Consider the following 23,224-nt stretch of genomic DNA (forward strand, 5'->3'; position numbering starts at 1 on the left):
ATGGCCTGGCCGATCCCTGTAATTCCTGAGCAACCAGTGCTATCGCCCCCCCGTTATGGCATGTGGTTGGTTATTTTGGTCGTGATAGTGGTGAGTTGCTCGCTGTCCATCATATTTATCGGCAACATCACAGCTTATGGGCAGCTATTACTCTATGGCGTGTTGCCTGGGCTGTTACTCTGGCTGTGTCTCTTTGGTGTGGCGCTAAATCGCTACGAGCAATCATCAGCATCCGCGCAAGCGTGGAAGGAGGAAACTGCTCGGACAAAAGCACAGTGGCAACAATGGAGCCGCGCACAGCTCGCCGTGGTAGGGAGTGTATTGCTGACGCCAGAAGCAGAAGGGGTGAGTTCCGTCCTCGGAAAACTGGCCGATATTCCCATGTACCCACAGAAAGCTCGCCCGCTGTTTGGTAGCCCCTTATCTTTATCAGTGCGACTGCATGAGATTGATAATCAATTGGAGCGCCAATGCCCAGGCTATCGCCATCACTTACATACCGTGTATCTGCTGCATGCCCCTAAATTACCGCGAGAACCCATGATCTCTGCGGTGCACGGTCAATGGGGATTGGTGCCCGACATTATCGATGACATAGGGCGAGTTCCCATTTTACAACTGGAGTCTGAGTTTTCAGACGTAGTTTTACTTCTCTGTTTGCAACACTGGCCTGGCAGTTTCCCCGAAAAATCCAGTGAGTTTATTTCTGCCCAACTGTTGGCATCACCCACATTTGCCCATGCACATACATTATCTGTTATTGCGGGGATGGGACGCATGATGCCACTAATTCCAGGAAAATTATCTGCCGATTTGGACATGCTGTTTGACTACACCCTCCTGGATAGGGATCAGCTACAGCATGTCTGGCTAACGGGAAAAGCAGAGAATACCCTGGCAGATATTGCCCTCTACGCAGCCAACCACAATTGGTCGTTGCCTAAAGAACGCCCTGTTCATTTGATCGATCTCTCTTTCGGGCCACCGGGAGAACTTTCTTTCGGCATATCACTGGCCATGATGGCTGAGGCCATCAGCAAGACTTCACGGGATCAACTGGTTATTTGCCAAGCACCTCAGTCATCGGGCTGGTTGTGTTTAGTCACCTCGGAGTTATTTTCATGAGCCAAGAGAAAGGATCACGTTCACCACGTTATGGTTTCTGGGGATATTTTCTCCTGACTGTGGGGTTGGCGGGGGTGAGCGCGTTATTGTTGTTCATCAACCAGGATAAGCTTGAAAGTAGAGGTATCCCGGTTTCCCACGTCTGGTCAATCTGGGGAGGTATTTTTTCTGCATTACTCTTCGGGCTGGTTGGGATGTCGTTCTGGTGGCGCTGGCGACAAAAGAATAAACAACGTGAGTTTGGTCCCCCACAATCAAACAAACAAATCCCTGTAGTTCAGGTCAAAAATAGCCACTTCGTCGATCTCAAGCACCACCTTCGCACCCACTACGGTTTTTTCTGGCAACGCCGCGTCACCACCCTGCTGCTTATCGGCCAGCCGGATCAGGTTGAGCGCCTCGCGCCGGGGCTGACTTCACAACACTGGCTGGAAGGCGAAGGCACGGTACTGCTCTGGGGAGGGGACGCGACGGCGGAGCCGGATAACGCCTTGCTGCGTAGCCTGCGCAAACTGCGCCGTTGCCCGCTCGATGGCATACTCTGGGTGACCCAACACTTTTATCTGCCCGTAGCCCTTGGTAACCCCGCCCCCTCCAGCGAGCTGTACGGCGACACCCTGGACACCCTCGCACACCGGCTAACCGAACATTACCGCGCCTTGGGGTGGCAGATCCCGCTGTTTGTCTGGGCGTTGCAGGACTCACCGTGGGATCAGCACGCACGGATCCGCCAGTCGGTCGGTTGCCTGTTGCCACCGGCATGCCAACCCGACGAACTGGTCAACCGCCTGGAGGCGCTACTGCCAACACTGACCGAACGCGGTACACAGCAGGTGCTGGCGGACCCACGCCATGATTTCCTGCTGGCCTTGGCCCACAGCCTGCGCGGTGGCGGTATCGAGAGACTGAAAAACACCCTGTCGGTACTGATGAGGCGCTATCAGGCACTTCCGCTGGCCGGCATTTTTTTCAGCCTGCCGCTCACCGCCAGTGCCCGCAGTGTCCCCCACCGTTGGGGGCAGGACAAAAGCTGGGATGCGCTGCTAGCGTCAGTCTCAGCGCTGCCTTCAGGGTTGATGCCAAAACGCCTGGGTCTGCCGTGGCTCCCGGCCTTGCGCGCAGCACTCTGCGTCGTTTTGTTACTGTGGGGCGCGGGGATGCTGGTGTCGTTTTTTGCCAACCGGGCTCTGATTAAAGACAGCGTGCAGCAAAGTCGGCAGGCGCTGGACACCCCGTTACCCCTGGCCGAACGTTTGCGGGCGCAGTACGCTCTGCAACAGACCCTCGCCACGCTGCAATACCGCGCCGTGGCCGGGAGCCCGTGGTATACCCGCCTCGGACTGAACCAGAATGCCCCCCTGTTGCAGGCGCTGTGGCCAATCTATCAGCACAGCAATCAGCTGTTGGTCCGCGACGCGGTGGCCCGCCATTTACAACAACAGTTGGTGGCGTTGGTGGCGATGCCCCCCGAGAGCGCACAACGTCGCCAGCAGGGCAAACGGGCATATGACCAGTTAAAAGCCTATCTGATGATGGCCCGCCCGCAGAAAACCGACCCGGCCTTTTTAAGCCAAACGCTGCTAGCTGACTGGCAACAGCGCCCCGGCGTTGACCCCGGCGTGTGGCAGGCGCTCTCCCCTGCCCTGATCGGCTTCTATGCCCAGAATCTGGCGGCGCACCCGGAATGGAAAATCACCGCCGACGACACTCTGGTGCACGATGTTCGCCAGATCCTGTTGCGCCAGTTTGGCGTGCGCAATGCCGAGGCCACGCTGTATCAGAATATGTTGCGGCGGGTTGCCAAAACCTACGGTGACATGACCCTGAACCAGATGACCGGCGATACCGATGCCAGCCTGCTGTTCTCCACCGATGCCGTGGTTGCCGGCATTTTTACCCGCAAGGCGTGGGAAGAGAGCGTCGCCAAAGCCATTGACCGGGTGGTGAACGAGCGCCGTGAAGAGATCGACTGGGTGCTGACCGACAGTACGCAGCCGCTGGCCGCCGAGATTTCACCGGAGGCGTTGAAAGCCCGCCTGACCGAACGCTATTTCACCGACTTTGCCAGCCGTTGGCTGGATTTTCTCAACAGTATCAAATGGCACCGGGCCGGGAGCCTGTCCGATGCCATCGACCAGCTCACGCTGATGACCGACGTGCGCCAGTCGCCGCTGATTGCGCTGATGAACACGCTGGCCTGGCAAGGCAAAACCGGCCAGACCGGGGCGGCACTCTCCGATTCGCTGGTGAAATCCGCCAAGAACCTGTTCAACCGTGACCCGCCCGGTATTGACCAGAACGCCGGGCCGAAAGGCCCACTGGACAAAAGCTTTGGCCCGATACTGGCCTTGATGGAGGGCAGGGCCGGCGGGCAGGACAATACCCACCTGAGCCTGCAAACCTTCCTGACGCGCGTCACCCGCGTGCGGCTGAAGCTGCAGCAGGTGACAAACGCCACCGATCCGCAGGCGATGACCCAATCCCTGGCACAGACGGTGTTTCAGGGGAAAGCGGTCGACCTGACCGATACCCGTGATTACGGCAGCCTAGTGGCCGCCAGTCTGGGGCAGGAGTGGAGCCGCTTTGCTCAGGCGATGTTTGTCCAACCGATGGAGCAGGCGTGGCAGCAGGTACTGGCCCCCACCGCCGGCAGCCTGAATGCGCAGTGGAAGAGCACCCTGGTGGATGACTGGAACGCGGCCTTTGCCGGGCGCTACCCGTTCAAGGAGGTTTCAACGGATGCGTCCCTGTCGCTGATGTCGCAATACCTGCGAGCCGATACCGGGCGTATCCAGCGTTTTCTGGAAAGCCATCTGAACGGCATTCTGCATAAGGAAGGCAGCAAGTGGGTACCGGATAAGGTGAATGCACAAGGGTTGACCTTTAATCCAGCGTTTCTTGCGGCGATGAATACGTTAAGCCACCTGGCCGATGTGGTCTTCACCAACGGGGATGCGGGGCTGTTCTTTGAATTGCGGCCGGGCACGGCGAAAGACGTGATGCAAACGGCGCTGCGCATCGACAGCCAGACGTTGATCTATTCAAACCAGATGCCCGTCTGGACACGCTTCGCCTGGCCAAACGACACCGCCGCGCCCGGCGCGACCCTGAGCTGGATCAGTACCCGGGCGGGTACCCGGCTGTATGCCGATCTGCCAGGCACCTGGGGGTTGATACGCCTGCTGGATAAAGCCCGCGTGAAGGGTTACATGGGCAGCACCACCGTCTATGACCTGACCTGGAAGGCGCAAGATGGCCTGCCGTTGCACTATTTGCTGCGCACCGAACTGGGCGAAGGGCCGCTGTCGCTGCTTGGCCTGAAGGGCTTTGTGATGCCGAAACAGATTTTCCTCTCCGCGTCAGCGCTATCTGACGACAGCGCATCTGAAACAGAGTTTGATGAGTGATCACCAGACCGAAATGGTCCATTTCGCTGACTGATAGAGCGTATGCCGTAAAACTGCTGTTATTTATTAATACCCTAACCATGACAGATGAAATATACCCTTCATACTTCAAATTGCTTGGTTGTTGGCTGCGTTACTCGGCCCATGTCGGGCCTCGCCCCTTCGGGGCCGCTGCAAGCAGCGTTCAAATCCGCCAAGCAGATTTGTCTTTCATTACAGTCACTTACCTGAGTAAGCTCCTGGGAATTAATGAGCCTCATCCCTGAGGCTCACCCTGCGGGCAGCGCAAGCGCTGTTCAAATCGGTTCCTGACCGATTTGTCGCTCAGTTGCCGCCTACAAGCAACTCGAATTATTTTGGGTATAAACCATTACAGACTGATGATAATGAATTTTTATTCTCGATGACACAGACGGATAGTAGATATGGAAAAAGCTGGAATAGAGCTTGGCGAACTGTAATTAAAGGATATGGCGTAACCAATGAATAATAAAACTGAAAATAAATTTATTGTACTCCCGCAATACGATGAGAATGGCCGAGTATATTATAAAACCCCTATTGCAAGGGCAGATCAAAATCTAGTGGCAGTCTGCCCTAAAGTGGCAGAGAAAGTGATCCCAGTGATTTTTTTACCGGGAGTGATGGGAAGTAATTTAAAAAATCAGGAGGGTGAAGGGATCTGGCACGCGAATTTTTATCAAGGTATCGATGCCCTACTTTGGTTGTTAAATAGCTCAAAAGAAAGGATTCAGTTACTGGACCCTGAAACCACTATAGTCGACGACAGTGGCAAGATACTTTACAACGATCAGAAAGAGAAGATGTTCCCTTCCCGCGAAAAACGCGGTTGGGGAGAAGCATTCTACAAAAGCTATGGTGAACCATTGCATGTCCTGCAATTTATGCTCAATGACCAACATATTCTTCTCGACAATCTTATAAACGGTTCCCAACGATTGACCACTCGGCAACAACTTATCGGTGAGAACCTGAATGCGGAGCGGGGAGAAGAAGCACTGACTAAAGCTGAAGTTAAGCATAGCTACAATTTTTTATTTCCCGTACATGTTTTTGGCTATAACTGGCTCCAGTCCAATGTAGATTCAGCCCAAAAACTTGCTGATTATATTAAAATGACCTTAGGTCTCTATCATGGAAGATTGGCACTGAATAAAGTTATTCTTGTTACCCACTCTATGGGGGGACTGGTTGCACGTCATTACTCAGAAAACATGGGAGGACAAGAGAATATTCTGGGTATTGTCCATGGTGTAATGCCTGATTTGGGCTCCCCTGCGGCCTATCGACGCATGAAAACTGGGGAGCGCGGAATTGTGGGTAGGGTTATTGGCCGTAATGCAGAGCAACTTATGCCGGTGCTGGCTCAGTCTCCTGGGCCTTTACAGTTGTTACCCAGTGTCACTTATGGGAATAGCTGGCTGAAAATACAGAGCGAAAAAGAAACGCAGGTCAAGCCATTATTCGACCCCTATAAAGAAATCTACCTGAATAACAGTGACTGGTGGCGACTTTATGAGTCGGGTATATCGGATGGAGACCTTGATGAGAAATGGAATAAATATAGGGATATTATAAACGGAAAAGTACATGACTACATCGAGGGTTTAAGTAATAAATACCACCCTAATACTTGGGCTTTTTACGGTGCCAGTAAGGACAACCCCTCTGATGGCAGTCTGACGTGGGTTAAAAAACAAACGTTTAAAACAACATCACGGCTCCCTATTCAGGCAGTGGCAGGTGTTGTCAGAAGTGCCACTAACCGGGTAGTCAGGGAAAATGAGTGGCAACCGGATGATAGTGGATTAGTCAGTAACTTTGAGCTGGTTTCGTCAGACAGCCCAGGTGATGGCACCGTGCCGGTTAGGTCCGGGCGTATTACCTCGTCTGTTATACGTAGTTTACTGGCGACCGATGTCGATCATGAGGGCGCTTATGCTGTTGGTAATATCGCGGCAGGTGAGCTCTCTGTCGCAATGAAGTTCACGCTGCGTGCCATTGTGAAAATGGTGCAGGAGGTTCCTGCATGCAGGTAAAAGCTTCTATCATGCTCGCAGCAATATTCTGTATTGCTATTATTGGCTATCTCTTTTTTTACCGTGATCTCCCCGCTCCCCCATTAACCCCTGAGGAAAAGACCATCATGGATTCACTGTTTGCAAAAACCAAGTCACAATGTATTGGCCGTTATCTCTTTGATGTGCCTGAACCCTTTTATAATTCCCTCAGTGACTCGGTAAAAATTAATGATATGCATATTACCAGTAAGCGCCTATATCACCCGGCGTTTGAACAACGTATACGGTTACGTGAACAAGAACTGAAAAAATCAAGTGTGCTTTACCCTAAAAATAGTCCATTTTTAAAACAGACTTATCCATTAAAAAATATAGACGGTGTGATTTTTGACAGAAATACAAACGGAAGCGACCCAGCTTTCATCCGTACTTTAGAAGGGCACCTATTCTCTAATGGTATAGCATTTATAGTCACAACAGAGATAAGGGACCTATCTGGAGAGCAATTTTCAGATGTTCGGGAAAGTTATTTAAGAACAGGTTCATCAGAGGCACAGCTTAACACCAAACCCCAAAAGTTGGCTGAGATGAAGGATTTACTCTCTCGGTTAAGTGGGCGAAAAGATGATGAAATACCAACACAACCAGGCACCTGTATTCCCGAAGGCTTTATTCGTGACAATGGTAGCCAAAATAAAGAAACTATTCTTTTTGTTTATAAAAATGAAAATTTTACTCTGGGGATAAAAAGTAATAATACGCTTGAAAAAAATGTGAGTCTGCTAGAAAGAGGCAGTGAAATTCAAAACGCTATCCGTAGTAGTCACTCTCACACTATGCGTAAAGGGAAAGTCAGCTTGCCAGGTATTGATGCGGAGGAGTGGCTGATACGAAGTAAACAGGACATCAATGATAATATGGTGGATTTTTTCGCCTTTACGCTATATGGCAATGAAAAAATCGCCAGTTATAAACACCCAGTTTTTTCAATCAAGCTGCACAATCGAAGATTAGTCACTACGCATTACAGTGACGCACAATTAGTCGATATCTGGGATCGTATCACCCGAACGTTTCGTGTTCGTCCTGGGGCTTTTTAAATGTGTTCAAAGTTAATCGTCAAGCAATAATCAGGTGAAAAGTATGACTGATTTTTTTATTAAGGTGATACCACCATTTAGAGTGGCAACATCACGGCTCCCTATTCAGGCAGTGGCAGGTGTTGTCAGAAGTGCCACTAACCGGGTAGCCAGGGAAAATGAGTGGCAACCGGATGATAGTGGATTAGTCAGTAACTTTGAGCTGGTTTCGTCAGGCAGCCCTGGTGATAGCACCGTGCCGGTTCGCTCCGGGCGTATTACCTCATCTGTTATACGTAGTTTACTGGCGACCGATGTCGATCATGAGGGCGCTTATGCTGTTGGTAATATCGCGGCAGGTGAGCTCTCTGTCACAATGAAGTTCACGCTGCGTGCCATTGTGAAAATGGTGCAGGAGGTTCCTGCATGCAGGTAAAAGCTTCTATCATGCTCGCAGCAATATTCTGTATTGCTATTATTGGCTATCTCTTTTTGTACCGCGATATCCCCGCTCCCCCATTAACCCCTGAGGAAAAAACCACCATGGACTCGCTGTTTGCAAAAACCAAGTCACAATGTATTGGCCGTTATCTCTTTGATGTGCCTGAACCCTTTTATAACTCTTTAAGTGATTCAGTAAAAATTAATGATATACGGATTGCTAGCGAACGTCTTTATCAGCCAGTTTTTGAGCAGCGAATAAAGTTACGCGAACAGCGGTTTAAAAGCGAGCATACTGTAGACCCCAGAAGCCAACCTTTTCTTAAGCAGATCTATCGACTGAATGATAATGCCGTTATATTTGATCGCAATCAAAATGAGAGTGTGCCTGGTTTTAGTCGAATCTTGGAGGGACATCTTTATGTTGATGGCGTCGCATTTATTGTCCAGACAGAAATTACGGATTATTCAGATGAGAGATATTCGAAAGAACGCGAGTTGTTTTTAAGTGATGGTTCCTCTTCTTCGACGGCTAACACCAAACCCCAAAAATTAGCTGAGATGAAAGATTTACTCTCTCGGTTAAGTGGAAGAAAAGACGATGAGATACCAACACAGCCAGGCACCTGTATTCCCGAGGGATTTATTCGTGATAATGGTAGCCAAAATAAAGAAACCATTCTTTTTGTTTATAAAAATGAAGATTTTACTCTGGGAGTAAAAAATAATAATACGCTTGAAAAAGATGTGAGTCTGCTAGAAAGAGGCAGTGAAATTCAAAACGCTATCCGTAGTAGTCACTCTCACACTATGCGTAAAGGGAGAGTCAGCTTGCTAGGTATTGAAGCGGAGGAGTGGCTGATACGCAGTAAACAGGACATCAATGATAATATGGTGGATTTTTTCGCCTTTACGCTGTATGGCAATGAAAAAATCGCCAGCTATCAACACCCGGTTTTTTCAATCAAGCTGCATAATCGAAAATTAGTCACTACTCATTACAGTGACGCACAATTAGTCGATATCTGGGATCGTATCACCCGAACGTTTCGTGTTCGTCCTGGGGCTTTTTAAATATGTCCAAAGTTAATCGTCAAGCAATAATCAGGTGAACAGTATGTCTGGTTTTTAGGTGATACTACTATTAAGAGTGGCAACCTGACGTTATTAACACAAATTAAATGACTGCTTTGCAAGGCAACCCACTTCTTATTTCAATTGAGTTGTATAAAAAAGCCATCGATAACTTCATCTAAAAGCATATGTTCTCTTAATTGGAACCACTACTCGATTAGTGAAACAGATTCTCCTCTCCGCGTCAGCGTCGTCTGGCGAAGACGCACCTGAATAATAAGTCTCAACCAATGGAGCACCTCCGATGGATGATTTAACTTTGCGCTATTTTGACGCAGAAATGCGCTATCTGCGCGATGCCGCCAAAGAGTTTGCCGAAGCGCACCCCGACCGGGCCGCTGCGCTGGATCTCGACCGGGCGGGAACGCCCGACCCTTATGTCGAACGCTTGTTTGAAGGTTTTGCGTTCTCCATGGGGCGGCTGCGCGAAAAGCTTGATGACGACTTACCCGAACTGACCGAAGGGCTGGTCAGCCTACTGTGGCCGCACTATCTGCGTACCATTCCATCCCTTAGCGTGGTGGAAATGGTACCGACCGTCGGCAGCATGAAAATGAGCGAAACGATGCCCGCCGGATTCGAAATCCTGTCCCAGCCGGTCGGCCCGAAAAAAACGCAGTGCCGCTACCGAACCACGCAGGATCTCACCCTGCTGCCGATTAGCGTTTCTCAGGTACAGATGCTGACCGAACCCGACGGGCGCTCGGCCATCCGGTTGCGTTTTGCGTGCAGCGAACTGACCGATTGGCCCGCCGTAAACCTCAGTAAACTGCGGTTTTACCTTAATGGCGATGCGCCGCTCACATCAGCGTTGCATCTGGCGTTGACCAAAAGAAACGCGGCAATGTCGCTGCGCTTCTTTTCCCATCAGGGGCGGATAGGGGAACCCCAGCGGCTGGATGGTTACTTTTCTCCCGGCGGCTTCGCGGAAGATGACCGGCTCTGGCCGAAAGGTGACACCGCCTTCAGTGGCTATCAACTTCTGCTGGAGTATTTCACCTTCCGCGAAAAATTCATGTTCGTGTCTCTCAATGGGCTGGAGAAGATCGCCTTTCCGGAGAAAATTACTGGCTTTGAGATCGACGTGGTCCTGAGCGAACTGTGGGACCACCAGCTACCGGTATCGACACACAACCTATGTCTGCACTGTGTGCCGGTGATCAACCTGTTCAAGATTGAGGCCGACCCGCTGACGATCAACGGGTTGGAAAGCGAATACCTGCTGCGCCCGCGTCGGTTGCAAGACGGGCACACGGAGATTTACTCGGTGGACGGCGTTATGGGTTCGCAGCGTACCGACGATGCGCTGTATGTGCCATTCACCAGTTTCCGTCACCGTGGCGGTATGTTGCGCCGCACTGCTCCGGAGCGTTATTACCATACGCGCGTCAAACGCGGCGTCTCGGGGCTGCATGATACCTGGCTGATCCTGGGTGGGCAGTCCTGGGAGGACGACCGTCTGTTTGAACGGGAAACCGTCTCGCTGCAAATTACCGGCACTAATGGTCAGTTGCCACGCAAGGCGCTGCGCAGCACCTTGCTCGATAGGGCGGAACAGGCGCTACCGGTTCCGCTGAAGATCCGCAACCTGTGTAAGCCAACGCTGCCCGCTTACCCGCCCGCCGAAGACCGTTTCCACTGGCGGGTACTTAGCCATCTGGGCTCAAGCTTCCTGAACATGATGGCCAGTGCCGAGGTGCTGTGCGGAACACTCGCCCTGTATAACTGGCTGGATGATGAAATGACTAACCGTAAACTCGATGCCATCGTCGACGTCAAACATTTCCAGATCCAACGCTTTGAAAAAGGCTTTCTGCTGCGCGGCATCGACATTGTGATCACGCTCGATGCCAACGGCTTCAGCGGTGAAGGCGATATCAATCTGTTTGGTGAAATGCTCAACCGTTTCTTTGCCCTCTATACCGATATTCACTTATTTAACCAACTCACCCTGATTATTCAGCCCACGGGAAAACACCTGCGATGGAAAGAGAATCACAATCAGCGCATACCCGGCTGATAGAGAAATTGGCGATTAAAGCGCCCTACATTAACTTTTACCGCTTCTGCCAACTATTGGAACAAAGTCAGTCGGGCGAGCCGGGTTTAGGTGCAACCCACTCACCGCAACACGAGCCGGTGCGTTTTCGTCCACACCCCGGCATGGGGTTCCCGGTCAGTGAGCTAAAAAGCGTTGAAACCGATCCCGATCACCCGGAGCGGCCACCGACGGTCAGGACCACCTTCATCGGGCTTTACGGCGTGGAGTCGCCGTTGCCGAGCGGTTACATCGACGACATTGCGCAGCAACGCGACGGGTCTGAAGTGGTCAGCGATTTTCTGGATATTTTCAACCATCGGCTGACGACGCAGTTTTACCGCATCTGGCGTAAATACTCCTATCCCGCCACCTTCCAGCCCGGCGGGAGTGATGAAACGTCGCAATATCTGCTTGGGCTGGTCGGGCTGGGGATACCGGGCAGTGCGGCACATGTCGGCACGCCAATTTCGCGCTTTCTGGCTCTGCTAGGGGTACTGCGCTTGCCTACCCGCACCGCCGAAGGCATCGAAGCTCTGGTCAAACTGTTGGCACCCAACACCGTGCCCACCGTAACGCCCCATGACCGGCTGCATATCCCACTGGATACGCCGGCAATGCTGTCTTGCCAGCAACCCGTAACCTTGAAAACGCACCCGGTAATGGGGCGCAGTGCGGTTGATGTTAATAGCCAGGTATTGCTGACGTTAACCACTACTGATCCGCTGGAAGTGCGAGGCTGGTTACCTGGGGGAGAACTGCATACTGACCTGCTCTCCCTGCTGCATGTTTATCTGGGTGCGCGGCTGCATGCCCGTCTACAACTGCAATTACCGCGCTCGTTGCTGCCGGACGCACAGCTCTCCTGCTCGCCCGGTGCCGATAGCCCGCAGCTTGGCAAAACGGCAATTATGCGCCGCATCTCTACACACCAGACCAGCCCTAACGGTGAAGTCATCACCATCAGCTTAGGGCGTTATCAGTGCGTTTTTGAGAACGCGCATTACAGTGAGGCCGATAATGGCGAATATCAATATTAATGGCCGTCTGTTACGGCGGCATAAATCCACCCTACTCATTCTCTCGCTACTGGCTCTGACCAGCTGCGGGCTTACCCAGAAAGTGTCTGATGGCACCGTGGCGGCAACCAAAGCCATTTTCTACAAACAGGTGAAAACGTTGCATCTGGACATTATGGCGCGCCCAGCGACCAACAATAACGCCAGCGGAGCACCGCTTTCGACCATTGTGCGAATTTATCAGTTGCAAGACCGCAAGAGCTTCGACAATACCGATTATCAGGCGTTATTTGCCACAGACAGCCAGGCAATAAAAACCGATCTGCTGGCCGAAAAGGCGGTCTGGGTCAGGCCGGATGAAAACGTTGTTATCGACATGCCGATGGAAACGGCCACGCAGTTCGTCGCCGTAGCGGGGATGTTCTTAGCCCCGGACAGCCAGAAGAACAATTGGCGCGTGGTGATCAAACGTGACGAGCTGGATCCGGACAAGGTGCGGCAAATCGAACTGAAAGAGCACACCCTCACCCTATTGCCGCTGAAGGAGAAATAACATGCCGCAACCTGAAACAGCGTAACTACCTCTGAGCCCCCCCGCAATAACCTCATAGAAAGGGAACTATCATGTCTATTAACCGTCAACTGCGCTTCCTGCGGGCACAGATAGATAACCGACTAACGCAGTTACTCACCGCTATGCGCTGATCGCTCAGGCGCAAACAGAGTCAGCGAAGCAATAGGGTAATCTCAGTTAATCGCCTCGATAATTGCTACGCGATCGCTCAACCGCCGTTTGATAATGGGATCTGTTGCCGCAAGTGCTTGTTGCTGTAGAGCTGCAATCTGTTGCTTCATCATTTGCGGCTCCTTGAACAACAGCTCCTTAACGTTGATCGAGGCAACGTTGGTATAACGCCCGTCATCGGTGGTTGGCACGCTGATTTTCCCTTCGTTCAGCAGCTTCTCAACAATCTTGCGTTCCCGCTCATAACCCGTCAGCCCCACCAGCTTCCAACGTTGCATGGCTTTGCCTTGGTACTCCCCTTTTTTCACCTCGGTCAGATAACGAATGGTGAGATTACGGATCGTCCCCTCCTCTTCCCCATACTCGGCCTTGGTATCTGAGAGTATCGGAAACTGCATGCCTTCCAGTACGCCGCCTTTCTGCGTCAGGTGCCCCATGCGATAGCTGTTCATCCCCAAGCGAATCGGCATATTGTCTGTTACCGGAGTGCCATCGTTCAATTTAAGATCGGTGATCCGCTGCCCAGCCGGGTTACGCAGGTCAATGGTATAGGTCACCCCGTCAAAGAAATCGTTGGTTGAGTATTTAGACGCCCGACGTTGCGGGTTAAAGCTGTAGGTAACGTCCCCCTCATGCTGTTGGTTGAAGTAATCCGCCGCCCACTCCATGTATTTTTTCAACTCTTTGCCGGTCAGTTGATAAACGGTGATTTCACCACCCGCATATTGATAGTTAAAGGCAATATCTTTGGCGGTAATGGTGCCTACGTTCAGCTTGGGCCGGTCATTATCAATCTGTAGCGCAATCACCTGCGCCTTGGGGGCAAAGTACCGCGAGGCTTCCTGATAAAGTGCACTGATGCCGGTATCCTGAATATGTACCTGAGGGATACCTTTCACCGCATCGGGCGGGACCAGATCCTGCCCGGTCAGCTTGGCAATCGGCCGATTGGCATTGGCCCGCAGCACGCTATGGAAGGGGCGATAAATCTCTTCCAGCTTTTTGTCAGATGCCATACCTTTTATCGGATAGGTGTAGCTGTCTTTGTTGATAAGGACATACTTGCCATTTTGCTGTTCGAATTGCAGATCGATACGCGACAACGCACGGCCATATTTATCCGGCTCGGTGACGATCACGCCGTTGATCAACTCCTTATCCACTTTTACGTGCATATGCCCAGCGACAATCGCCGCCAGTTCGGGGTTAGCCCGCGCAATATCACCCACGCCGGTCCCTGGCCGCTGGTTCTCATTTTCAATCCCCATATGGGCCACCAGCACTATCGCGTCTACCTGGCTGTGGATCTGTTGGATCACGTTTCTTACCGCCTGTACCGGATCGGTAAACAGCAACCCTTTGACACGATCGGTGCCCTTGGCAAACTCAGCCGTCATCGGCGTATCCATACCGATAATGCCAATCTTTACCCCTTGCCGTTCAACGATTTTATAAGCGGGCAGATAGGGTTTGCCGCTTTCCCAGAAAATATTGCCCGCCAACGCCGCGCCTTTGAACTGGTTAACTGGGGTTGCCAACGCTTTCAGGCCAAAATCAAACTCGTGGTTGCCCATCACCCACACGTCGTAGTTCAAGGCATTAAAACCCAGGATCATTGGGCTGGTTGGATCGTTCTTGAAGGTTTCAACAAAGTTGCCCTGAATAGTGTCACCGGCATCAACCAGGATCACATTAGGTTGCTGAGCACGAACATTGTGTACCTGTGTGGCAATTTGGCTCAGGCTACCCGACAGGTCCTCGGTATCCGTGGCGTAATTCCAAGGTACAAAAGTGCCATGCAGGTCGGAGGTGCCAAGGATGGTGATGTTTACCGGCTCTTGGGCCATAGCAGAGGTACTCAGACAAAACAGTAAGGAGGCAAGTGTCTTTTTCATAATGATATTTAATTATAGGTAGTTGTAATTAAATAGGATTATGAAAGTCACACCCCTGGTTTGCCAGCATCATTGCACAACGGACACGGTAAATGTGAAGGGGGTCAATAATTAGCCTGCTTATTGACGCCCCTACGGTTTTTCAAACACCTTTATGGGCTAGTTTATAGAGGCATGTAGATGTCGAAGCGGTGATTCTTGGTCGTTGTGGCCGCATGTGCCGGAACATCAGCCAACGGCGGTGCGTAGTCTGGGCGTTTCACCACGATCCGCTTGGTCGCCAACCTACGGGCCGGTTCCAGCAGACCATCGGCATCGTCATCACTGCCCACCAATGACTGAAAGACCCGCATCTCTTTCTTCACCAACGCGCTCTTCTGTTTATGTGGATACATCGGATCGAGATAAACCACTTCCGGGCGCGGGTTGAGATCGGCAAGCGCGGTGAGGCTGGAGGCATGCAACAGCGTCATACGTTCGCGCAACCACGGGCCAATCTCCGCATCCTGATAACCCCGCTGCAAACCATCATCCAGCAAGGCGGCAACTACCGGATTGCGCTCCAACATGCGTACCCGGCACCCCAGTGACGCCAGGACAAAAGCATCACGCCCCAGCCCGGCAGTGGCATCAACGACGCTGGGCAGATAGCTGCCCTTGATGCCGACAGCCTTGGCCACCGCCTCACCCCGTCCACCGCCGAAACGCCGCCGATGCGCCATCGGGCCAGTAATAAAATCTACGTAAATCGCACCGAGTTTGGGTTCGTCGCGCTTGCGTAGTTCCAACCTTTCCGGCGTCAATACCAGCGCCATCAGCGCATCTTCGTCGCAAGTCAGCTGCCAGCGTTCGGCCAAAATAGACAAGGCGCCGGGATCGGCGCCTGCTTCACACAATAAAAACACGCTCACGTGGCGGGTTATCCTTTAATACCGTAATGGCGCAGCATAGCATCCAGCTTGGGTTCACGGCCACGGAAGCGTTTGAACAACGCCATCGGCTCTTCGGAACCACCGCGCGAAAGGATGTTATCCAGGAAGGATTTACCGGTTTCGGCGTTGAAAATACCTTCCTCTTCAAAGCGCGAATAGGCATCCGCCGACAGCACTTCCGCCCACAGATAGCTGTAGTAACCAGCGGCATAGCCACCCGCAAAGATATGGCTGAACGCGTGCGGGAAGCGGCCCCAGCTCGGTGAAGGGACAACAGCCACCATTTTCTTCACTTCTGCCAGGGTAGGCAGGATCTGTGCCCCTTTTTCCGGGCTGTATTCAAAGTGCATACGGAAATCAAACAGGCCAAACTCCAACTGACGCAGGATAAACAGCGCTGCCTGGTAGTTTTTCGCTTCCAGCATCTTGTCCAGCAGGGCTTTCGGTAAGGGTTCACCTGTTTCGTAGTGGCCAGAGATAAAGGCCAATGCTTCAGGCTCCCAGCACCAGTTCTCCATAAACTGACTTGGCAATTCCACCGCATCCCACGGTACACCGCTGATACCGGAAACACCGGCAGTATCGATCTGGGTCAGCATATGGTGCAAACCATGTCCAAACTCATGGAACAGTGTGGTGACTTCGTTATGGGTAAACAGCGCCGGTTTGTCGCCCAGCGGGCGGCTAAAGTTACAGGTGAGGTAGGCCACCGGTTTTTGCAGTTCGCCGTCTGCCTTGCGCAGACTACCAACGCAATCGTCCATCCACGCACCACCGCGTTTGTTCTCGCGGGCATACAGATCCAGGTAGAAGCTCCCACGCAGTTCACCGTTCGCATCAAACAGATCAAAGAAGCGAACTTCCGGGTGCCAGGTATCCACATCTTTGCGTTCTTGGGCGGTAATACCGTAAATGCGTTTGACGACTTCGAACAACCCTTCAACCACGCGCTGTTCCGGGAAGTAAGGGCGCAGTTGCTCGTCGCTGATGGAGAACAGATGTTGCTTCTGTTTTTCACCATAATAAGTGATGTCCCAGGCTTCGAGTTCATCAACACCATAGTGTTGCTTGGCAAAAGCACGCAGTTGCGCCAGCTCTTGCTCCGCCTGAGGACGTGCACGCTTCGCCAGATCGCTCAGGAAACCGATCACCTGTTCCGGGCTTTCCGCCATTTTGGTAGCCAGCGATTTGTCGGCATAGCTGGCAAAACCTAACAGTTCCGCCAATTCATGGCGCAGTGCCAGCGTTTCCGCCATTACCTCGCTGTTGTCCCATTTGCCAGCGTTCGGGCCCTGATCGGAGGCTCGGGTGGCAAAGGCGCGGTAGATTTCTTCGCGCAGTGCCTGATTATCGGCATAGGTCATCACTGGCAGGTAACTCGGCATGTCCAGCGTTAGCAACCAGCCTTCCTGCTCTTTTGCCTGAGCCATCGCCTTGGCTTGAGCCAGTGCACTTTCTGGCAGGCCGCTCAGTTCATTCACATCAACAATCAGCTTGCTCCACCCCATGGTGGCATCGAGTACGTTGTTGCTGTAGGTAGAGCCCAATTCGGATAGGCGCGCGACGATCTCGCCATAGCGCTGTTGCTTTTCCGCAGGCAGGCCAATACCCGAAAGCTCGAAATCACGCAGTGCATTTTCCACCGACTTGCGCTGCGGGGTGGTCAGCTTGGCAAAGCCTTCTCCCTCTTTCAGGTTGCGGTAAGCCTGATACAAACCTGCATGTTGGCCAACCCAGGTACCGTATTCGGATAGCAACGGCAACGCCTGCTCATAGGCTTCACGCAACTCTGGGCTGTTCTTCACGGCGTTCAGGTGGCCGACAGGCGACCAGATGCGTGCCAAACGGTCATCAGACTCGGCCAACGGTTGGCAGAGATTTTCCCAGGTAAACGGCCCCGGCTGAGCAACTACACGTTCCACCGCAGCGCGGCAATCAGCCAAAGCGGACTGCACCGCAGGCACGATATCTTCAGGGCGAATGGCCGAAAACGGCGGTAGGGAAAACGGCGTGAGTAACGGATTTGTCATAAGGGCTGTCCTGATTGGGTTGTAGACCCGATGCAGGCATCAGGCCAGTAAAAATAGCGCAATAACTAACATGGAGCCAAGTGGCAGGAAAATCAATGGTAAAGATTAATGCAAGCATCGAGGCTTAGGCTGTGTCCCTTAATTGCCAGAAGGGTTGCGCCCCAAAAGCCCGTTCGAAGTAAAGTCGGGCTTGAACAGAGGGCCACTCTGCCCTTCACCCTCCGCCTTGATAACGGGCTTTTGGGTCTGCGACGGCACCACGGGCCATTAAGGGACACAGCCTAGGAACTCAGTTCACTTTTTATCAGCCAGACAGTTTATACTGTGCAGATTGTTTGCCTTTATTAAGCCCGCTCCAGCAGGAGCACGAGGAATGACCAAACGCCATGCTAAGTTATCGCCACAGTTTTCACGCCGGGAACCACGCCGACGTGCTCAAGCACACCGTTCAGAGCCTGATCATTGAGTCGCTGAAAGAAAAAGATAAGCCGCTACTGTATCTGGATACTCACTCCGGTGCTGGGCGTTATCAACTGAGCGGCGAACACGCCGAGCGTACCGGCGAATATATGGAAGGTATCGGCCTGCTGTGGCAACGTGACGATCTGCCTGAGGAAATGGCGGCTTATATGAGTGTGGTGCATAACTTCAACCGTTCGGGCACCCTGCGCTACTATCCAGGCTCACCACTGATTGCCCGCCAATTGCTGCGCCCGCAGGATAAAATCCACCTGACCGAGCTGCACCCGAGCGATTATCCCTTGCTGCGCAGCGAATTCCAGAAAGATGAGCGTGCCAAAGTGCAACGCGCCGACGGTTATCAGCAGATTAAATCTCAACTGCCGCCGCTTTCACGCCGTGGCCTGATCCTAATGGATCCACCTTATGAGATGAAAACCGACTATCAGGACGTGGTGAAAGGCATTCAGGAAGGTTATAAGCGTTTCGCCACGGGCACCTACGCTCTTTGGTATCCGGTCGTACTGCGCCAGCAGATCAAACGTATGCTCAAAGAACTGGAAGCGACGGGTATCCGCCGTATTCTGCAGATTGAATTGGCAGTCAAACCCGATAGCGATCAACGCGGAATGACCGCCTCTGGCATGATCGTGATTAACCCGCCTTGGAAGCTGGAACAGCAGATGAACAACGTTCTGCCATGGCTGCATAAAGTGCTAGTGCCTTCCGGTATTGGCCACCATCTGGTGAATTGGGTAGTGCCGGAATAACAGCGCTGATAGTCGCCAGCCCGAAGGGTCGCGCCCCAAAAGCCCGTTTTCTGTGTTGTCGGGTTTGAACAGAGGGCCACTCTGCCCTTCACCCTCCGCCTTGATAACGGGCTTTTGGGTCTGCGACGGCACCACGGGCAATTAAGGGACACAGCCTAGTCTGCGTACCTTTGTTGGTTTTGATAGTTACCGCAAAGCAGTCATTACTTATGTTTTTCTTTAACCCATAAAACGAAACACAAAGAAGAGATTCGAAACATCAACCATACACATCACCTCGTACGCTCATAACTTATATTGGGTCTTGAACAAGACATACCAGAACTGAATCCCCCCCTCTTTGGTACATTCGCTTACTCTCGGTAACCTGATGCCGCCTAATTGTTAACCGCACCACCAGCACTCTCAGTTTATTTCCCTTTGGAGTTTAATATCTTAATTCACTGATTTTAATCATATAAGGCAAACATCAATGAGAACTCTTGCCTCTCAATACAAGGAATAGTCATAGAGAACAGCAGCAAAGTTTTCGATCTCGATCACGAATAATATAAAAGCGCATTGCTAACACTTCGAAACATTACGATCATGTTCGTAAGTAAACGGAGGTTAAAATGAAAAAAATGATCGAGAAGCATAAAGCAGGGGAGCCGATAGGTATCTGCTCAGTCTGTTCAGCACACCCGTTAGTGATTGAAGCCGCATTACGCCTTGACCTGAACAGCAATCGCCAAGTGTTGATCGAAGCGACGTCCAACCAGGTTAATCAGTTTGGCGGCTATACCGGCATGAAACCCGCTGATTTCCGCCAGTTTGTCAGTGATATTGCGGCAACCGTTGGCTTCCCACTTTCACGGCTTTTACTGGGGGGCGATCATCTCGGCCCCAACTGCTGGCAACATGAATCCGCAGCCAGCGCGATGGAAAAAGCAGAGGTGTTGATCGCCGATTACGTCAAGGCAGGATTCAGCAAGATCCATCTGGATGCCTCTATGTCTTGCGCCGGCGATCCGATCCCACTGGATCCCCGCACCGTCGCAGAACGTGCCGCACGCCTTTGCCAGATTGCCGAGCAGGTTGCGACCCCAGAACAAAAGCAGCAGCTAACCTATGTCATTGGTACGGAAGTGCCTGTCCCCGGGGGGGAGTCTTCCGCCATTGATAGTGTACATGTCACTCATGCGGTGGATGCTGCCAATACGTTGGAAACACACTATCAGGCATTTCGCCAGTTGGGGCTCGAGGCGGCGATCGGCCGGATAATCGCAGTTGTCGTACAACCCGGTGTTGAATTCGACCATTCACGGGTTTTTGCCTACCAACCCGCCCTGGCGCGCGAGCTCTCGCAGTTTATTACTACGACGCCGCTGGTGTATGAAGCCCACTCTACCGATTACCAAACGCGGGAAGCCTACCAACAACTGGTTCGCGATCACTTCGCCATTCTCAAAGTGGGTCCAGCCCTGACGTTCGCTTTGCGCGAAGCGGTGTTTGCGCTGGCAAATATTGAAAAGGTATTAATTGCCCCGGAAAAATGCAGCCAAATCCTGGCGGTGATCGATGGCGTCATGCTCGACGAACCTGATTACTGGAAAAAGTATTACCACCCAACCTTCAGCCGTTCACTGATTGACCTGCATTTCAGTCTGTCGGACCGCATTCGCTACTACTGGCCTCATCCGCGTATTGCGCAAAGCCTATCCACCATGCTGGATAACCTGGGCCAGCTAGAGATCCCTGGCGGCCTGCTCAGCCAGTATCTCCCGCTTCAGTACCAGCGCGTAATGGAACGCAAACTGGCGAAAGATCCACATGCGTTGATTATTGACAAAATTCAGGACGTGCTTCGCGCTTATCGTTTTGGCTGTACCCCTACTGAACAGCAGAAAAACGAGGAAGTAAGCTATGCATAACAGCCAATTGTTCGTTCGCACTGGCGTCCATTTTGTCGATGATCGAGCAGCGTTGGAGCACATTGGCCTCACCATGCTCAACGCTGGTGTGGTACACGCCAGCTACCCGCAGGCGTTACTGGCACGGGAAAAGATTTACCCTACCGGTATTGCCCTTGAACAACATGCGGTCGCCATACCCCATTGTGAAGCCGAACATGCACGTGCTCCTGCCATTTATCTGATCCGCCCTAACCAGGCGGTGCCTTTCGCTCTGGCGGATGATGACGGCATGATCAACGTTTCATTGATTATCGCGCTAGTCGTCACCGATCCGGCCGCACAGTTAGTTTTGCTTCGGACCCTGTTTGGCCATCTACAGCACCCGGAATTTATTGAAACCTTACTGACAGCACCAGAAGAAAAATTGGGTGAAATTTTTGCTCAGCAGATTTTCACTTCGCCCTCTGCCCCCCGGCTACAACAAGAAACAGAACATGAAGGAGCAATACTGTGAAGCGTAAAATTATCGTTGCCTGCGGCGGTGCGGTTGCCACCTCAACCCTGGCAGCAGAAGAAATCAAAGAACTCTGCGCAGAGCACAATATCGAACTGGATTTGGTGCAATGCCGCGTTACCGAAATCGAAACTTACATGAGTGATGCCGATCTGATCTGCACCACCGCCCGGGTCGATCGCGAATTTGGCAATGTGCCCTTGGTTCACGGCATGCCATTTGTCTCCGGCGTCGGCATTGATGCGCTCAAACAAAAAATACTGACCATTCTGACGGAGTAGCTCCCATGTTTACCGACATCATGCGTTACATCCTCGATCTTGGCCCCACGGTAATGCTGCCGCTGGTGATAATCATCTTCTCGTTGCTTCTCGGCATGAAATTGGGTGACTCGTTCAAATCTGGTATTCATATCGGTATCGGCTTTGTCGGAATTGGACTGGTCATCGGCCTGATGCTGGATTCGATAGGTCCAGCGGCTAAATCGATGGCCGAGCAGTTCCAGATTAACCTGCACGTGGTTGATATCGGTTGGCCCGGTTCATCACCGATGACCTGGGCATCCCAGATCGCGTTAATCGCTATCCCAGTTGCGATTGCGGTAAATATTGTGATGCTGATGACCCGTATGACCCGCGTGGTTAACGTCGACATCTGGAACATCTGGCACATGACATTCACCGGGGCCATGTTACACCTTGCGACAGGCTCCTACTGGCTGGGTATGCTGGGAGTGGTGGTCCATGCCGCCTTTGTCTACAAACTCGGGGACTGGTTTGCCAAAGACACACGCGACTTCTTCGGGTTGGAGGGAATTGCCATTCCACACGGCACCTCGGCCTATATGGGGCCAATTGCCGTATTGGTGGATACCGTCATTGAAAAGATCCCTGGCCTGAACCGTATTCATTTCAGTGCCGACGACGTACAGAAACGCTTTGGTCCATTTGGCGAGCCGGTCACCGTCGGCTTCGTGATGGGGCTAATCATCGGTGCGTTAGCCGGTTATGACCTGAAAGGTGTTCTGCAACTGGCAGTAAAAACGGCTGCCGTTATGCTGCTGATGCCACGGGTAATTAAGCCAATCATGGATGGCCTGACGCCTATTGCCAGACATGCACGTAAACGCCTGCAAGAGCGTTTCGGTGGGCAGGAATTCCTCATCGGGTTGGATCCGGCGTTACTGCTGGGCCACACCGCCGTGGTATCCGCCAGCCTGATCTTTATCCCGCTGACTATTCTGATCGCAGTGATCGTACCGGGTAATCAGGTACTACCGTTCGGCGATCTGGCAACCATCGGCTTCTTTGTGGCTATTGCCGTCGCGGTACATCAGGGAAATCTGTTCCGCACCCTGATCTCCGGTTTCATTATCATGAGTATTACTCTGTGGATCGCGACCCAAACCATCGGGCTACACACCCAACTGGCTGCCAATGCTGGTGCACTGAAAGCCGGTGGTGTAGTGGCTTCAATGGACCAGGGTGGCTCACCTATCACCTACCTGCTGATCCAACTGCTTACCTGGCAAAACGTCATGGGGCTGCTGGTTATCGGCGTTATCTACGCGTTAGGGGTATTTCTCACCTGGCGACGCGCCCGTCAGTTTTCCCAGATTGAAGCAGCAGCCAAACAACAGCTGGCAGAAAGCCTCAACGCGGTTCCTTGATCTTTCGGGGGAGTCTTTCTCCCCCTCTTT

Annotated in this window: 17 protein-coding genes; 14 read left to right on the forward strand and 3 right to left on the reverse strand. The window is 52.3% G+C overall.

Annotated elements, in window-relative coordinates; translation table 11 throughout:
* From SAQUA_RS23370 to tssJ, 9 genes are all read left to right on the forward strand, one after another.
* Entirely contained in the window at positions 1-1,125 is a 1,125-nt protein-coding gene (locus tag SAQUA_RS23370) for a hypothetical protein (RefSeq protein WP_380678623.1), read from the forward strand.
* Entirely contained in the window at positions 1,122-4,532 is a 3,411-nt protein-coding gene (locus SAQUA_RS23375; protein ID WP_380678625.1) for an ImcF-related family protein, read from the forward strand. Before SAQUA_RS23370 ends, SAQUA_RS23375 begins: the two co-directional genes overlap by 4 nt.
* 482 nt (positions 4,533-5,014) lie before the next feature.
* Positions 5,015-6,592 carry a lipase family alpha/beta hydrolase gene (locus SAQUA_RS23380; RefSeq protein WP_380678627.1) on the forward strand — a complete coding sequence of 526 codons (1,578 nt, stop codon included), beginning with the start codon at positions 5,015-5,017 and terminating at the stop codon, positions 6,590-6,592.
* Positions 6,583-7,674: a T6SS immunity protein Tli4 family protein gene (locus SAQUA_RS23385; RefSeq protein ID WP_380678629.1), complete on the forward strand. Its 1,092-nt coding sequence runs from the start codon at positions 6,583-6,585 to the stop codon at positions 7,672-7,674. The genes SAQUA_RS23380 and SAQUA_RS23385 overlap by 10 nt, the downstream gene beginning before the upstream one ends.
* Positions 7,675-7,717: 43 nt before the next feature.
* Entirely contained in the window at positions 7,718-8,089 is a 372-nt protein-coding gene (locus SAQUA_RS23390) for a hypothetical protein (RefSeq protein ID WP_380678631.1), read from the forward strand.
* Entirely contained in the window at positions 8,080-9,168 is a 1,089-nt protein-coding gene (locus SAQUA_RS23395; RefSeq protein WP_380678633.1) for a T6SS immunity protein Tli4 family protein, read from the forward strand. Before SAQUA_RS23390 ends, SAQUA_RS23395 begins: the two co-directional genes overlap by 10 nt.
* A 304-nt stretch (positions 9,169-9,472) precedes the next feature.
* Positions 9,473-11,248, forward strand: a complete 1,776-nt coding sequence (gene tssF / locus SAQUA_RS23400; RefSeq protein ID WP_380678635.1) for a type VI secretion system baseplate subunit TssF — start codon at positions 9,473-9,475, stop codon at positions 11,246-11,248.
* Positions 11,212-12,306, forward strand: a complete 1,095-nt coding sequence (gene tssG, locus SAQUA_RS23405; protein WP_380678637.1) for a type VI secretion system baseplate subunit TssG — start codon at positions 11,212-11,214, stop codon at positions 12,304-12,306. Before tssF ends, tssG begins: the two co-directional genes overlap by 37 nt.
* Positions 12,287-12,838, forward strand: a complete 552-nt coding sequence (gene tssJ / locus SAQUA_RS23410) for a type VI secretion system lipoprotein TssJ (RefSeq protein ID WP_380678639.1) — start codon at positions 12,287-12,289, stop codon at positions 12,836-12,838. Before tssG ends, tssJ begins: the two co-directional genes overlap by 20 nt.
* A 194-nt stretch (positions 12,839-13,032) precedes the next feature.
* Here tssJ and SAQUA_RS23415 read toward each other — a convergent pair whose 3' ends face one another.
* The 3 genes from SAQUA_RS23415 to prlC form a co-directional block, all read right to left on the reverse strand.
* Complete coding sequence (locus SAQUA_RS23415; RefSeq protein ID WP_380678641.1) at positions 13,033-14,925, reverse strand: bifunctional metallophosphatase/5'-nucleotidase; 1,893 nt, start codon at positions 14,923-14,925, stop codon at positions 13,033-13,035.
* A gap of 164 nt (positions 14,926-15,089) precedes the next feature.
* A complete protein-coding gene (rsmJ, locus tag SAQUA_RS23420) occupies positions 15,090-15,836 on the reverse strand; it encodes a 16S rRNA (guanine(1516)-N(2))-methyltransferase RsmJ (RefSeq protein ID WP_380678643.1) in 747 nt (248 codons plus the stop codon).
* A gap of 8 nt (positions 15,837-15,844) precedes the next feature.
* A complete protein-coding gene (gene prlC, locus SAQUA_RS23425) occupies positions 15,845-17,887 on the reverse strand; it encodes an oligopeptidase A (protein ID WP_380678645.1) in 2,043 nt (680 codons plus the stop codon).
* Between the two features lie 386 nt (positions 17,888-18,273).
* On the opposite strand from prlC, the gene SAQUA_RS23430 reads away from it, so the two are divergent.
* The 5 genes from SAQUA_RS23430 to SAQUA_RS23450 all read left to right on the forward strand — a co-directional run bounded on the left by SAQUA_RS23430 (position 18,274) and on the right by SAQUA_RS23450 (position 23,194).
* Positions 18,274-19,116, forward strand: a complete 843-nt coding sequence (locus SAQUA_RS23430) for a 23S rRNA (adenine(2030)-N(6))-methyltransferase RlmJ (protein WP_380678647.1) — start codon at positions 18,274-18,276, stop codon at positions 19,114-19,116.
* A gap of 614 nt (positions 19,117-19,730) precedes the next feature.
* Positions 19,731-21,029, forward strand: a complete 1,299-nt coding sequence (gene gatZ, locus SAQUA_RS23435; RefSeq protein ID WP_380678649.1) for a tagatose-bisphosphate aldolase subunit GatZ — start codon at positions 19,731-19,733, stop codon at positions 21,027-21,029.
* Positions 21,022-21,525 carry a PTS galactitol transporter subunit IIA gene (gatA, locus tag SAQUA_RS23440; RefSeq protein ID WP_380678651.1) on the forward strand — a complete coding sequence of 168 codons (504 nt, stop codon included), beginning with the start codon at positions 21,022-21,024 and terminating at the stop codon, positions 21,523-21,525. The genes gatZ and gatA overlap by 8 nt, the downstream gene beginning before the upstream one ends.
* Positions 21,522-21,806: a PTS galactitol transporter subunit IIB gene (gatB, locus tag SAQUA_RS23445; protein ID WP_380678653.1), complete on the forward strand. Its 285-nt coding sequence runs from the start codon at positions 21,522-21,524 to the stop codon at positions 21,804-21,806. Before gatA ends, gatB begins: the two co-directional genes overlap by 4 nt.
* Positions 21,807-21,811: 5 nt before the next feature.
* A complete protein-coding gene (locus tag SAQUA_RS23450) occupies positions 21,812-23,194 on the forward strand; it encodes a galactitol-specific PTS transporter subunit IIC (protein ID WP_380678655.1) in 1,383 nt (460 codons plus the stop codon).
* The last annotated feature ends 30 nt before the right edge of the window (positions 23,195-23,224 follow it).

The sequence above is a fragment of the Serratia aquatilis genome (genome assembly GCF_044865145.1).
Lineage (GTDB): Bacteria > Pseudomonadota > Gammaproteobacteria > Enterobacterales > Enterobacteriaceae > Chania > Chania aquatilis.

Coding starts and splice junctions, on each gene's coding strand:
- SAQUA_RS23370 (WP_380678623.1), top strand. CDS start 1: ATGGCCTGGCCGATCCCTGTAATTCCTGAGCAACCAGTGCTATCGCCC.
- SAQUA_RS23375 (WP_380678625.1), top strand. CDS start 1,122: ATGAGCCAAGAGAAAGGATCACGTTCACCACGTTATGGTTTCTGGGGA.
- SAQUA_RS23380 (WP_380678627.1), top strand. CDS start 5,015: ATGAATAATAAAACTGAAAATAAATTTATTGTACTCCCGCAATACGAT.
- SAQUA_RS23385 (WP_380678629.1), top strand. CDS start 6,583: ATGCAGGTAAAAGCTTCTATCATGCTCGCAGCAATATTCTGTATTGCT.
- SAQUA_RS23390 (WP_380678631.1), top strand. CDS start 7,718: ATGACTGATTTTTTTATTAAGGTGATACCACCATTTAGAGTGGCAACA.
- SAQUA_RS23395 (WP_380678633.1), top strand. CDS start 8,080: ATGCAGGTAAAAGCTTCTATCATGCTCGCAGCAATATTCTGTATTGCT.
- tssF (WP_380678635.1), top strand. CDS start 9,473: ATGGATGATTTAACTTTGCGCTATTTTGACGCAGAAATGCGCTATCTG.
- tssG (WP_380678637.1), top strand. CDS start 11,212: ATGGAAAGAGAATCACAATCAGCGCATACCCGGCTGATAGAGAAATTG.
- tssJ (WP_380678639.1), top strand. CDS start 12,287: ATGGCGAATATCAATATTAATGGCCGTCTGTTACGGCGGCATAAATCC.
- SAQUA_RS23415 (WP_380678641.1), bottom strand. CDS start 14,925: ATGAAAAAGACACTTGCCTCCTTACTGTTTTGTCTGAGTACCTCTGCT.
- prlC (WP_380678645.1), bottom strand. CDS start 17,887: ATGACAAATCCGTTACTCACGCCGTTTTCCCTACCGCCGTTTTCGGCC.
- SAQUA_RS23430 (WP_380678647.1), top strand. CDS start 18,274: ATGCTAAGTTATCGCCACAGTTTTCACGCCGGGAACCACGCCGACGTG.
- gatZ (WP_380678649.1), top strand. CDS start 19,731: ATGAAAAAAATGATCGAGAAGCATAAAGCAGGGGAGCCGATAGGTATC.
- gatA (WP_380678651.1), top strand. CDS start 21,022: ATGCATAACAGCCAATTGTTCGTTCGCACTGGCGTCCATTTTGTCGAT.
- SAQUA_RS23450 (WP_380678655.1), top strand. CDS start 21,812: ATGTTTACCGACATCATGCGTTACATCCTCGATCTTGGCCCCACGGTA.